At 62.1% G+C, this 12,493-nt stretch carries 14 protein-coding genes; 8 read left to right on the top strand and 6 right to left on the bottom strand.

Annotated elements, in window-relative coordinates:
- Positions 1–51: 51 nt before the first annotated feature.
- Both ACSQ3L_RS12030 and ACSQ3L_RS12025 read right to left on the bottom strand, forming a co-directional pair.
- A complete protein-coding gene (locus tag ACSQ3L_RS12030; RefSeq protein ID WP_436160138.1) occupies positions 52–684 on the bottom strand; it encodes a LysE family translocator in 633 nt (210 codons plus the stop codon).
- Between the two features lie 182 nt (positions 685–866).
- Positions 867–1,103 (bottom strand): type II toxin-antitoxin system Phd/YefM family antitoxin, encoded by a 237-nt coding sequence (locus tag ACSQ3L_RS12025; RefSeq protein ID WP_436160137.1) that lies wholly within the window; start codon positions 1,101–1,103, stop codon positions 867–869.
- 146 nt (positions 1,104–1,249) lie between these two features.
- On the opposite strand from ACSQ3L_RS12025, the gene rfaD reads away from it, so the two are divergent.
- The 3 genes from rfaD to waaC are packed head-to-tail and all read left to right on the top strand — an operon-like array spanning position 1,250 to position 4,151.
- On the top strand, positions 1,250–2,200 hold the full coding sequence (gene rfaD, locus ACSQ3L_RS12020) for an ADP-glyceromanno-heptose 6-epimerase (protein ID WP_436160136.1): 951 nt from the start codon (positions 1,250–1,252) through the stop codon (positions 2,198–2,200).
- Positions 2,173–3,180 carry a lipopolysaccharide heptosyltransferase II gene (gene waaF / locus ACSQ3L_RS12015; protein WP_436160135.1) on the top strand — a complete coding sequence of 336 codons (1,008 nt, stop codon included), beginning with the start codon at positions 2,173–2,175 and terminating at the stop codon, positions 3,178–3,180. The genes rfaD and waaF overlap by 28 nt, the downstream gene beginning before the upstream one ends.
- Positions 3,177–4,151 carry a lipopolysaccharide heptosyltransferase I gene (waaC, locus tag ACSQ3L_RS12010; protein WP_436160134.1) on the top strand — a complete coding sequence of 325 codons (975 nt, stop codon included), beginning with the start codon at positions 3,177–3,179 and terminating at the stop codon, positions 4,149–4,151. The genes waaF and waaC overlap by 4 nt, the downstream gene beginning before the upstream one ends.
- A 138-nt stretch (positions 4,152–4,289) precedes the next feature.
- Here waaC and greA read toward each other — a convergent pair whose 3' ends face one another.
- Positions 4,290–4,763 carry a transcription elongation factor GreA gene (gene greA, locus ACSQ3L_RS12005; RefSeq protein WP_292183751.1) on the bottom strand — a complete coding sequence of 158 codons (474 nt, stop codon included), beginning with the start codon at positions 4,761–4,763 and terminating at the stop codon, positions 4,290–4,292.
- A 283-nt stretch (positions 4,764–5,046) separates the two neighbouring features.
- Complete coding sequence (locus tag ACSQ3L_RS12000) at positions 5,047–5,583, bottom strand: tetratricopeptide repeat protein (RefSeq protein WP_436160133.1); 537 nt, start codon at positions 5,581–5,583, stop codon at positions 5,047–5,049.
- A gap of 147 nt (positions 5,584–5,730) precedes the next feature.
- Here ACSQ3L_RS12000 and ACSQ3L_RS11995 point away from each other — a divergent pair, with 147 nt between their 5' ends.
- From ACSQ3L_RS11995 to ACSQ3L_RS11985, 3 genes are all read left to right on the top strand, one after another.
- Positions 5,731–6,156, top strand: coding sequence for a DUF3775 domain-containing protein (locus ACSQ3L_RS11995; RefSeq protein WP_436160132.1), 426 nt, complete (start codon positions 5,731–5,733; stop codon positions 6,154–6,156).
- Positions 6,157–6,484: 328 nt separating this feature from the next.
- Entirely contained in the window at positions 6,485–7,414 is a 930-nt protein-coding gene (locus tag ACSQ3L_RS11990) for an extensin family protein (RefSeq protein ID WP_436160131.1), read from the top strand.
- A gap of 200 nt (positions 7,415–7,614) precedes the next feature.
- Entirely contained in the window at positions 7,615–8,421 is an 807-nt protein-coding gene (locus ACSQ3L_RS11985) for an extensin-like domain-containing protein (RefSeq protein WP_436160130.1), read from the top strand.
- A gap of 190 nt (positions 8,422–8,611) precedes the next feature.
- Here the strand turns inward: ACSQ3L_RS11985 and ACSQ3L_RS11980 are convergent, their stop codons facing one another.
- Positions 8,612–9,826 carry a TadE/TadG family type IV pilus assembly protein gene (locus ACSQ3L_RS11980; RefSeq protein WP_436160129.1) on the bottom strand — a complete coding sequence of 405 codons (1,215 nt, stop codon included), beginning with the start codon at positions 9,824–9,826 and terminating at the stop codon, positions 8,612–8,614.
- 66 nt (positions 9,827–9,892) lie between these two features.
- Between ACSQ3L_RS11980 and ACSQ3L_RS11975 the strand changes: the two genes are divergently transcribed.
- The gene (locus ACSQ3L_RS11975) at positions 9,893–10,594 is read left to right on the top strand and encodes an LssY C-terminal domain-containing protein (protein ID WP_436160128.1); all 702 of its coding nucleotides are present in this window, start codon (positions 9,893–9,895) and stop codon (positions 10,592–10,594) included.
- Positions 10,595–10,809: 215 nt separating this feature from the next.
- Entirely contained in the window at positions 10,810–12,120 is a 1,311-nt protein-coding gene (locus ACSQ3L_RS11970) for a hemolysin family protein (protein ID WP_436160127.1), read from the top strand.
- Between the two features lie 26 nt (positions 12,121–12,146).
- Here the strand turns inward: ACSQ3L_RS11970 and ACSQ3L_RS11965 are convergent, their stop codons facing one another.
- The gene (locus ACSQ3L_RS11965) at positions 12,147–12,401 is read right to left on the bottom strand and encodes a DUF1127 domain-containing protein (protein ID WP_436160126.1); all 255 of its coding nucleotides are present in this window, start codon (positions 12,399–12,401) and stop codon (positions 12,147–12,149) included.
- Positions 12,402–12,493 lie beyond the last annotated feature (92 nt).

Raw genomic sequence — 12,493 nt, 5'->3', positions numbered from 1 at the left:
CGCAAATCCACGCAGCGCAACGGCAGGACATAACCGCGACGGCCCGCCCGATCAGCTCTTCTGCAAGGCGACATGGACGCCCAGCCCGACCAGCACCGCGCCGCCGGCCCGCTGCATCAGCCGCTGTGCGCGGCTCGAACGCCGCAAACGGCCGATCACGGCACCCGCCAGAAACACGCAGACGATATCGGCCGAGGAGAACATCAGATTGACGATCGTGCCCAAGACGACGAACTGCAGCCAGACTGGAAACGCCGCCGAGGCATCGATGAACTGCGGCAGGAACGCCATGAAGAAGATCGCCGTCTTCGGATTGAGCACCTCGACGGTGATGCTCTCGAAAAAGGCACGTCGCGCCGATTTGCGCTCGATCGCCGGCAGCGCCGCATCGCCCTCCACGCGCTTGCGCAACAGCGAGACGCCGAGCCAGATGAGATAGAGCGCGCCGACCAGCTTGACCGCCATGTAGAGCGTCGGCACGGCATGAAACAGCACCGACAGACCGGCGGCAGCGGCGAAAACATGCACGTAGCCGCCCAGATGGATGCCTAGCGCCGCCGTCAGCCCCGACCAGCGACCGCGCGCCATCGTCTGCGCGGCGGCGTAGAGCATCGCTGGACCGGGAATGTAGGCGAAGATCGCCGTTGTGGCGAAAAAAGCGATGAGCAGTTCGGTCGACGGCATTTTTGGTCCCTCAATGATTGCGTCTCTGACAGGCTACGCCTTAGTGCCCTCATCGCAATACTGGCGATACCACAGATATGGATATCTTCGAATTCGTCCAACTATCTTTCCAGGCGTTAGCGCTGACCTGACGTGATTGTCGCAATCACCCTGCAGCGACTACCCTGTCGGCAGCGATGGATCTAATTACGATCCAGCTCTGCAATGTACTCTTCGAGCATCTCGACATGTTCGGCTGGGGCGTCTTTGGCCGCGTAAGCGCGACGGCTGTCGTTGACGAAACGAGCTTCGTAGGTCTCGATGCTCATCAGGACGTATCTCGGCTTGTTGTGACGTGTGATGGAGACGGGCTGCTGACTGGCAGCCGCGAGGACGTCTCCGAGATTCTGCTTCAGATCGGTTGATGGATAGTGTTTCATGAGCGCTCCATTTTGCACATAATAGACAAAACAGACAAACGTAAGAAATGACCGATCGGGCGACACGCCTGCTTTATCGACAGCCCACCCTGCCTCCCTTATAAGGGCCGGAATCGGTAAGTGAAACGCATATCAGGGCCACCAACATGATCATCGTCACGGGCGGCGCCGGTATGATCGGCTCCAACATCGTCGCCGCGCTGAATGCCGAAGGGCATGACGACATTCTTGTCGTCGACGATCTGACAGATGGCCATAAGATCGCCAATCTCGCCGACCTGCAGATAGCCGACTATCTCGACAAGGATGATTTCCTGCCCCGCATGGAGGCAGGTTCGCTCGGCCGCGTCGAGGCCGTGTTCCACCAGGGCGCCTGCTCGACCACCACCGAGTGGAACGGCAAGTTCATGATGGAGGTGAACTACGCCTTCTCCAAACGGCTGCTGCAAGCAAGCCAGGCGCTGCGCGTGCCCTTCCTCTACGCCTCCTCGGCTTCCGTCTATGGCGGCGGCTCGGAGTTTCGCGAGGATCCGGCGCTGGAGCGGCCGCTCAACGTCTACGCCTATTCCAAGAAGCTGTTCGACGACTATGTCAGGCGCACCGTCTTCGATACCGACCATTCGCAGGTCGCTGGCCTGCGCTACTTCAACGTCTATGGCCCGCGCGAAGCGCACAAGGGCGCCATGGCCTCGGTCGCCTTCCATCTGTTCAACCAGGTCGAACGCGGCGAAAACCCGAAACTGTTCGGCGCCTATGACGGCTTCGGACCCGGCGAACAAAGTCGCGACTTTATCCATGTCGGCGATGTCGCCGACGTCAATCTATGGCTGTGGAAGCGGGGCTCAAGCGGCATCTTCAATTGCGGCACAGGCCGCGCCCAGTCCTTCCGTGCCATCGCCGAAACCGTGATCGACGCGCTGGGCCAAGGGCAGATCGAATTCATCGAATTTCCCGACCACCTCAAGGGCAGCTACCAGAGCTTTACGCAAGCTGATATGTCCCGTTTGCGCGCGGCCGGTTACAATGGCCAATTCCGGACAGTGGAAACCGGTGTCAGAGACTATGTCGAATGGCTGAAAGCCCAACGATCCTCGTGATCGGCCCACGCTGGGTGGGCGACATGGTAATGGCGCAGTGCCTGTTTTCGGCGCTGAAGGAGTTGCATCCAAACGCCGCCATCGATGTGCTGGCGCCGGCATGGGCCGCGCCACTGGTCAAGCGCATGCCCGAAATCCGCCAGCAGATCGACTTTCCGCTCAAACCCGGCGCGCTCGAATTCAGCCATCGTCGCCGCTTCGGCCGCCTGCTGCGCGGCCGCTACGACATGGCTTATATCCTGCCGGGAAGCTGGAAATCGGCGCTGATCCCGTTCTTTGCCCGCATTCCGCGCCGTGTCGGTCATCTGCGCGAGATGCGCTATGGCCTGCTGACCGATATCGTGCCGCTTCCCGACAGCATCAAACGACGCACCGCGCAGGCCTATTTCGGCCTCGCCCAGGGCGGCAGGTTCCGGGCGCCGCGGCTGACCGTGGACACGAAAAACCAGGTCGCCTTGCTCGACCGTTTCGGGCTGGCGCCGCGGAAATTCGTGGCGCTGATGCCTGGTGCCGAATTCGGCCCGGCCAAGCGCTGGCCGAGCGAAAGCTATGCCGGCCTTGCCCGCGATTTCATGGACAGAGGCCTGAAGGTCGCGCTGCTCGGTTCGAAGAACGACCGCGACGTAACGGCGGAGATCGCCGCCCTTGCCCCCGGCGTCGTCGACCTCGCCGGCCAGACACGGCTGGAGGACGCCATCGACCTGATATCGGCCGCAAGGCTGGCGGTGTCCAACGACAGCGGGCTGATGCATGTCGCCGCGGCCGTTGGCACGCCGATCGTGGCCGTCTATGGCTCGACCTCACCTGAGAACACCCCGCCGCTGGCCGAGCAGCGCGAACTGGTCTGGCTCGGCCTGTCGTGCTCGCCCTGCCACCAGAAAATCTGCCCGCTCGGCCACTTGAATTGCCTGAAGACGCTTGAAGTCGGGCAGGTCGCCGCGGCGGCGGATCGGCTGCTGGACATCCCGGCCGCGGCATGAAGGTGCTGATCGTCAAGACATCGTCGATGGGCGATGTCATCCACACCTTTCCGGCTGTCGAGGATGCCAGGCTTAACCGGCCGGACGTGACCTTCGACTGGTGCGTCGAAGAGGCATTCGCCGGCATCGTGGCGCTGCACCCGGCGATCGACAGGATCCACACGGTGGCGATCCGGCGCTGGCGCAAGGCGCTGTTCGGCGGCGCCACCTGGCGCGATGCGGCCGCCTTGCGCCGCACCTTGCGGGATTGCCGCTACGACCTGATCATCGACGCGCAAGGCCTGCTGAAATCGGCTCTGGTGGCAAGACAGGCCGGAGCACCCATTGCCGGCTTCGACCGGTCAAGCGCGCGCGAACCTTCTGCGACGCTGTTCTACGACATCACCTACGCCGTGCCGCGCGGCCTGCACGCCATCGAGCGGACACGGCGGCTGTTCGGCCTGGCGCTCGGCTATCAGCCTGATCTTTCGATGCTGGACTCCGGCATCGTGCCGCCGGCCGGCACTCAGGCCGGCATTTCTGGAAAAACCGCCTTCCTGCTGCACGGCACCAGCCGCGAAGACAAGAAATGGCCGGTCGAAAACTGGATCGAAACCGCGCGCCTCCTGATTGAGCGGGGGATGACGCCGGTTACCACCTGGTCGAACGAGCGTGAAAAGGCCGTGGCCGAAGCCGTCGCCAGAGCCGTTCCGTCAACGATCGTGGTGCCGAAATCGCCGCTGGCCGAGATCGCCGCGTTCCTCGGCCGCTCGACGCTGGTCATCGGCGCTGATACCGGATTGACCCATCTCGCCAGCGCCTTCGGCCTGCCGACGGTTGCGGTGTTCCTGGCAACCGAGCCCGGCCTCACCGGCCCGCGCGGGCCTTATGCATCGACGCTTTTGGCCTCGCCTGGGGGGCGTGTTGCGCCGGTGGAGGTAGTGGCGGAAACAGAAAAGCTATTGGCACTTAAACTACAAGCGCCGGCATAGGACCTTTCAGAATTCGCTCTGGCGAATCGAATAGCGTGGTTCTTTCGAGAACCGGAGCGGAGCGTACTTAAAGTACGTGAGCACCGGAAGCGCAGAAAACCGCGCTAGTCGGCCGCCAGAGTAGAATTATCAAAGGTCCTAGATGAACTGCACCTGGACGATCTCATACCCCCTGGCGCCGCCCGGCGCATTGACCTCGATGGCGTCGCCGACTTCCTTGCCGATGAGCGCGCGCGCGATCGGCGAGGAGATCGAGATGCGGCCGGACTTCACGTCCGCCTCCTGGTCGCCGACGATCCGGTAGGTCTTCTTTTCCTCGGTGTCCTCATCGACCAGCACCACGGTGGCGCCGAACTTGATCTTGTCGCCGCTGAGCTTGGTCACGTCGATCACCTCGGCGCGCGCGATATAATCTTCAAGCTCGTTGACGCGGCCCTCGTTGAGGCTCTGCGCCTCTTTGGCGGCATGATATTCGGCATTTTCGGACAGGTCGCCATGCGAGCGCGCCTCGGAGATCGCCTCGATGATGCGCGGCCGCTCTTCCTGCTGGCGCCAGCGCAGTTCTTCCTTCAATGACGCGAACCCCTCGCCTGTCATCGGGACCTTGTTCATGATGCCTGCCTTTCCTGCTGCCACCCCCGCGTATCGGGGAAAGCCTTGTCGATGGGTACAAAAAGAAAACGGGTCCGGCAGCCTCGGGCTAACGGAACCGTTTCACCGCAATTTTCCTGAATATAGCAATCTTCACGGGTTTTTCACGCCCAAAAATCGGTTTTTCAAAAATCTTCCGCTGTTTTCGCGAACGCCGTCGCGGCAGATGCGAATCGGGGTGGCCAGCAACAAAAAATCCGGTCGCGATCGCTCGCGGCCGGATTGAGAAGCACTGGGGCCGAAATCAGCTCCGCATGAAATGGTCGATCTGCTCGGCCAGCATGCCGTATTCGCGCGAACCCTTGCCGGTCCGCTTCTCGATCTCCATCAATTGCTGCTGGGCGCCGGCCAGATCGCCGATCTGCAGATGCGCTTCGCCGAGATATTCGCGCACCAGCGTGTAATTGGGATCGATGCGCAGCGCTTCCTCGTAATAGCCGAGGCCAACGGTGACGCGGCCGGAATGGCGGTGCGAATAGCCGAGATAGTTGAGGATGCGCGGATCCTGCTTGTCGGCGGCGAGGCTGAGCACGGCAATCGCCTCGTCATAACGCCCGGCCATCGCCAGCGCATGGCCCGCATCATAGATGCTGTCGTCGTCCAACATGCCTTCCTGGGGTGCGACGCACTTTTTCTTCTTCTTGTCCCAGACTTGGCCCTTCTTGCACTGGGTCACGGTCTCATCGCTGCCACTGTCACTGCCGGCGGCGAACGCCGGAACGGCAAAAAAGTGAAGCGCGACAAGGGCAGTCGCAGCCTGGATCAGCATTCTTTTATGCATCGAAGCCTCCTTGAGGGGTGAGAATGCAACACTAACGCCGGACGGCTTGTCTTTCATCCCGGAAAAATGCGTGCCCGAGAACATCAGGTGACGGATGCCGCAAATCCGCTATCATCGGCCTCGACTTCGGCACTTGGGAGACGGCCCGTGCAGCAGCGGCTCGAAAAAGACTGGGAGCTTTCGATCGGCCCCGACACCGTGCGCCTGTTCATCCTCAAGGCCAAGGCACTGAGTGCGGCCGTCAATGAAGACTATGCCGATGGCGCCGAACATGAGGTCGAGCTCGACGGCGAGTCCCATGTCAATCATCACCATGACGGCCTTGCAGAGGAAAGCTCCGAGAATCTTACCGAGGAGGAGCTGCGCGAGCTGATCAACGACCTCAATGTCGATGAAGCAGCCGAACTGATCGCGCTGGCCTGGGTCGGTCGCGGCGACTACGACGCCACCGAATGGGCGGACGCGCTTGCCACGGCGCGCGAGCGCGCCAACAAGCGCACCGCAAAATACCTGCTTGGCATGCCGCTGCTTGCCGACTGGCTGGAGGAAGGGCTGGAGGCGATCGGCGCGTAACGACGTGGTTACCGTTCGTGATGCGGCGCAGGCAACCTATTTTGCATTGGCGCCGTTGACGGCGATGGCGTCGCTTGTCCTTTCCCGAACATGCAGGATTGCATTGATCATGGCCGTCACGGCTCTGCTGGTGACACCGGCTGATGCCAAACATCGCCGTCGGCAGCCGTTGACGTCGCGGGTGGAGCAACCGCTGACACCGCGAGCCGACCAGCCATTGAAACCGCGGGGCGCAAAACGTCTGAAACCACGACGCCACCGACAGGTCACGCCGAACCGGACACAGCAGAAAACGCAGCCTCCGCTGCCCTCGCCCGCCGATGTTCCGGTGCCCAGGCTCGGTGTTCCGGTGCCCGGTATTCCGGTGCCCCAGCCACGCCCGGCGAACGCTCCGGAGGCTGACGCCGCAAAGACGCAGGAGCAGAAGACGGAAGCTCCGAAGACCGCCGGAGCGCCCGACCGTGTCGGTGAAGAAAAATCCCGCCAGAAAAAGCAGGCACTTCCCGAGCCGCCGACCCCCGAACCTTCAACCGATACGGAAAGCGAGCCGGAACCACCAGCGGTCGTGCCAACGCCGACGCAAAAGCCTGATATCACAGAGCCCGAGGCTCAGCCGCCGGCCGTTGCCCCGCAGCCGTCGCAAAAGCCGGCCGATGCAGACGACGAAAAGATGCTCCCAGACCCGCGCTCGACCGATTTGCCCGAGGAGAAAATGCCGGCCGAGGAAGTCGCTTGCCGCGAACGGCTGAAGACGCTCGGCGTCGAATTCGAAGAGCACAAGGCGGAAAGCAACCCCGAAATCGGCTGCTCGATCCCCTATCCCCTCGTGCTGAAATCCCTTGGAAAGTCAGTCGCCATTGGGTCTGGCACCGAGCTCAACTGCAAGATGGCCGAGGCGACGGCGCGTTTTGCCGCCAATGTCATCCAGCCGGCGGCGAAAGCCGAATTCGGTGCCGACCTGAGATCGATCGGCCAGGCATCGGCCTTCGTCTGCCGGCCACGCAACGGCACACGAAAACTGTCGGAACATGCGTTCGGCAACGCGCTCGACATCGCCAGCTTCACGCTGTCGGATGGCAGGAAGATCGACGTCGGCCCGGCGCCGCCGGAGAAGGACGCCAAATTCCTCGACGCTGTGCGCAAGGCTGCCTGTGGGCCGTTCAAGACCGTGCTTGGCCCTGGCGCCGATGCCGATCACTCCCTGCATTTCCATCTCGATCTCGAACCGCGCCGGCATGGCGGGACGTTCTGCCAGTGAGCGCGCCTCGCCGATGATCCACGTGCCGCAATTCGGCCGCAGGCATGAACGCGGGTGCTGAGTTTTCCTTTACCCTTGATCGTTAAAATGCCGGACATCTGAACCATGATCCCAAAAAGTGGGAACCGGTTTTTGGAAAAGATCATGGTCAGGCAAGGTAGAACCTGATCGGGATCAGGTTAGGGGACAGGACTCCGCCAATGGCCGGAATATTTCGCGCCGTGCCTATCGTCGTCGCGCGCCGATCGAAACATGCAGCAATGGCGACCGCCGGCCTTGCGCTCGCGGCACTTTCCGCCTGCAACACGGGCAGCGTGCTGTCGCTTGAACCGGCCGTCGACGTCGGCTCGCAGACAGCGGCCGTGCCGCAATATGCCGGCATGCAGAAGCTTGTTCCCTCCAATCCCTATATGACGCAGGCCGCTTATCCGCGCATGGACGAGCCGATGTCCGAGCCCGAGCAGATGCCGGCCAGCGAAACCGACTGCCGCCAGCAATTGAAGCGCCTCGATGTTGCCTTCACCGACCTGGCGCCAATCCACGAAGGCCAGTGCGGCATCGACTATCCAGTCAAGGTCTCAGCCATCGGCAACATCCAGATGAAGCCCGCCGCGACGCTGACCTGCGACATGGCCGCCACCTTTGCCGGCTGGACCAGGAACGAACTCGTTCCCTCCGCCCGCTGGCGCTATTTCTCCGGCGTCAAGACCATCCACCAGGGCTCCAGCTATTCCTGCCGCAGGATTGCCGGCGAAGGTGTCTTGTCCGAGCACGGCAAGGGCAACGCGCTCGACGTCATGAGCATCGAGCTCAACAATGGCGACGACATCGACGTGCGCAAGCCCGGCCTGTTCGCCTTCCGCACCCGTGGCTTCCTCAACAATGTGCGTGCCGACGGCTGCCAGTATTTCACCACCGTGCTCGGCCCCGGCTACAATTACGACCACCGCAACCATTTCCATTTCGACATCAAGAACCGCAAGAACGGTTATCGCGCCTGCCGGTAGAGCAGTTCCAGGAAAGCGCATAGCTTTCCGTTGGGATTGCATCAAAAACAAAGAGATAGAGCGGGTCGCCGTTTCGGTGAAGCGGTGAACTGCTCCAATGACGACAATCAGATGTTGGAGACTGGCAGATGTTGGAGACTGGGCGTGAGCCTCACTTCGTCATCGGACGGAACGTTACGAACGCACCCTGTTACTGAATCAGCCTAGGCGATCCAGCTCCACCCGACGTTGTCATGGCCAGATCGCCCGGAGCGACCGCCCAGTTCAGCGCGTTCAAGATGAGCGAGGAGAAAACCATCGTGGTCTTGTCGGCGTTCACGTTCGACACCGAATTGATCGTGACGTCCCGGCTGGGCAGATAAAGCAGCCCCTGAATGGTGCTGCCGCTCGTCCCGTTGATTGGAAGGTTCGTGTTCGGCAAGCCGGCGGGCTCAAACATCAGAATGTTGGCATAGGTTCCCGAGGTGGGCGGCGACAGCGTCGTGTTGACGTTGCCGTTGAAGGTCAGCGTCGCATTCTGGTCGACCAGGTAGAAGGTGACGCCGGCACCGCTGACTGTCCAGCCCGAGTTGAAGGTCATGCCACCATTGTTGATAATGTAGAGTCCCGGCTTGAGCGTCAGTTTCCCGCTGCCATTGAAATTGGTCCAGCCGCAATAGACGCCCGGCTGCAGGGTGACGTTGCCTGGGTCGTAGACTTGGTTGTTGAAGTTGCAAGCGCCCACGGAAACCTTCGGCATCGATTTGGCGAAAGGATCGGAGATCGCGGCGCAATTCGTCTCTACCGACATGCCACCATTGTTGATGATGTCCTTGCCCTTGATGCAAGTGCGCTTGACCGCGAGCGTCGAGCCCGAGTTGAAAATGGCGGCCGGGCTCGCTGTGGACAGGACGTGAATCTCGCATTGCGGGGCGTTCAGCGCCACGCCCGAATTGACCAGGAAGGACTGCGACTTCGATGGGTTGACTAGCAGGATGCAGACCTTGGATGTGGCGGCCGCCGCGGCGGTCGCGGTGACCTTGACGGTCAAGTCGGCGAGGCCGAAAGTGGACCGCGACATCCCCTGGGCCGTTCCCGTCAGTTGGCCCTGGCTGTTGACGGAAAAGGTCGCCGTCTGCGCGTCACCCCAAGGATTTGTGGCTTGGGCGGTGAAGAACGTCTCGGCCTGTTTGATCTGATCGGTCGTCGTTGGCTTCAAAACGCCTGCGAGCACGGCCGCGTCCAGGGTCTCCTGAGTCCGGCTGCGAAGTTGCGAGGCATCGTGGTAGTCGACAGCGACGCCGACGGCGGCCATCAGCGGCACAAGCGCGAGTGCGAAAAACACCGCGAAATTGCCCGAGCGATCCCCGACGAAACGTCGCCAAACCTGCCCAGCCGAAGCCAGACACCCCGGAATTGACGCCATCGTGCACCCCTCTTGTTAGAGCCTCGATAGCAATTGCGGATTAAAATCACGTAAAGGCAGCGGCAAATGGGCCAACGAAGCTTTCGACGACGCGTTACGACCTGGGTAGCAGCCCTGCTGGCCGCCTATCTGGCGCTCGCTTATTTCGCGGCGCCTGAATTCTGGACATTTCACGATCGCGGCTTTCGCACCCAGCGCTTCGAAATGGTGACGCATACTCCGCAAGGCATTCCGGGCGACCCGATCAATGTCGGCCTTGTCGGCAGCGAGAAGGAGTTGGTCCATGCCTTCGCCGTCGCCGGCTGGGACACAGCCGACGCCGTGACCTTGAAGACCGCGATCGAGATCGGTGAAAGCGTGCTGTTCGACCACCCCTACCCCGATGCGCCGGTCAGTCGGCTGCTGTTCGACGGCCGCGCCCAGGATCTCGCCTTCGAAAAACCTGTCGGAGCCAGCGCCGATCGCCGGCATCATGTCCGCCTCTGGCAAACCGGTGCGACCGGCGATGACGGCCGGCCGCTATGGCTGGGTTCGGCCAGCTTCGATCGCGGCGTTGGGCTGAGCCACGACACCGGCGCGGTCACTCATCATATCGGCCCCGACATCGATGCCGAACGCGATTTCCTGATGCGCGACCTGGCCACCGCCGGCATGCTGATAGCGACCAGCGACATATCAGGCATCGGCGCAACAACCACCGGGCGCAACGGCGGCGGAGATCCTTATTTCACCGACGGCGAGGCGATCGTCGGCGTGCTCAAAAAATAGATCGCGCGGGCCTTGCATGTCGAGACAGCGGCATGGACATGTGCCACGTCTCCAAGCAGGGAAAGCTGTCGCTGGTCGTGGGCTTTTTCGGACCCCTCACAGCAAGGCCAAATTCCTGACCGCCGCGGACGACGCCTGACCGAAATACCGGCCCCTTTCTCAAAAAACACGCCGGACTATTTTCGAACACCGCGCCGCAATGCTATTGACCGCTCATGCTATACGTCGAAATCGCTATCGTGGTCGTCCTCATCTGCGTGAACGGCCTTTTGTCGATGTCCGAACTTGCCATCGTTTCGTCGCGGCCGGCCCGGCTGAAAGCGATGATCGACCGCGGCATCCACGGCGCCGGCCGCGCGCTTGAGCTTGGCTCAAACCCCGGCAAATTCCTGTCCTCGGTGCAGATCGGCATCACTTTGGTCGGCGTTCTCTCAGGCGCCTTTTCCGGCGCCACGCTCGGCGAGCGTCTGGCGCAATTCCTGGCTTCGGCCGGCATCCGCGAGACCGTTGCGGATCCGCTTGGCGTCGGCATCGTCGTCGCCATCATCACCTACTTCTCGCTGATCGTCGGCGAGCTGGTGCCCAAACAGATCGCCTTGCGAGACCCTGAACGCGTCGCCGCCAAGGTCGCTCCGGCGATGACCATCCTCGCCACCGTCTCGGCGCCGCTGGTCTTCCTGCTCGACTTCTCAGGTCGCGCTATATTGTGGCTGCTCGGCCAGCGCGGCGAAAGCGAGGAGAAGGTCACCGACGAGGAGATCAAGATGCTGGTCGCCGAGGCCGAGCATCATGGCACCATCGAATCCGACGAGCGGCGCATGATCGCCGGCGTCATGCGGCTTGGCGACCGCGCCGTGCGCGCGGTGATGACGCCACGCACCGAGGTCGACTGGATCAATCTGCAATCCGACGAGGCGGCGATCCGCAAGCTGCTCGTGGAAACCCAGCATTCGCGCCTGCCGGCAGGCGATGGCGGCGTCGATATCATGATCGGCGTCGTCCAGACGCGCGACGTGTTGGCGGCATTGCTTGCCGGCCGCGTGCTGGACCCGCGTAGGCATGTGCGCGAAGCCCCCATCGTCTACGATCAGGCGGACGCGCTGGATGTGCTGCAGAAGCTCAAGGAATCCGACGTACCGATGGCGCTGGTGCATGACGAATACGGCCATTTCGAAGGCATCGTCACGCCTGCCGACATTTTGGAAGCCATTACCGGCGTGTTCCGGGCCGACACCGATGCCGGCGATGAGGAAAACGCGGTCAAGCGCGAGGACGGCTCATGGCTGCTCGCCGGCTACATGCAGGCCGACGAGATGGCAGACGTTCTCGGCATCGACCTGCCGGAAAACCGCGACTACGAGACCGTCGCCGGCTATGTGCTGGCGCATATGCACCATCTGCCGGCGACCGGCGAATGTGTCGACGCGCAGGGCTGGCGCTTCGAGGTGGTCGATCTCGACGGGCGCCGCATCGACAAGCTGATCGCCACCCGCCTGCCCGGCGCCTACCGCGAGGCGGTGCGCTGATTTCCACGCGATGTACGGCATTCGCTCTATCGCTCCCAGAAGGGCTTGGCGATCTCTCCCTCGACCTGCTCGATCGTCAGACCGATATCGTCGATCAAATGCGGATTGTCCTTCGACATTTGCCTGAGCTGCCAGCGAAAGCGTATCCGCTCGCGCCAGGTCCGATCGCGCAAGGTCGCGACGATGCTTCGCAGGGTCTTCAGGAGCCGGCGCGACGCCGACCCAACGGGAGTTCCCGGCCGCGATGCACAATGCAAGGCCGAGGTAAGGGTATTGGTCATGGCAACCTCCTATGGTTTGAGGGCCGGAGAGGGCTCTCGATGAGGTTGAATTCTGCGCGATACGGACGGCGCCGTAATTAAGCCCTCCCAAA

The sequence above is a fragment of the Mesorhizobium sp. LjRoot246 genome (genome assembly GCF_964254115.1).
Lineage (GTDB): Bacteria > Pseudomonadota > Alphaproteobacteria > Rhizobiales > Rhizobiaceae > Mesorhizobium.
This window is presented reverse-complemented; position numbering and strand designations above follow the sequence as displayed.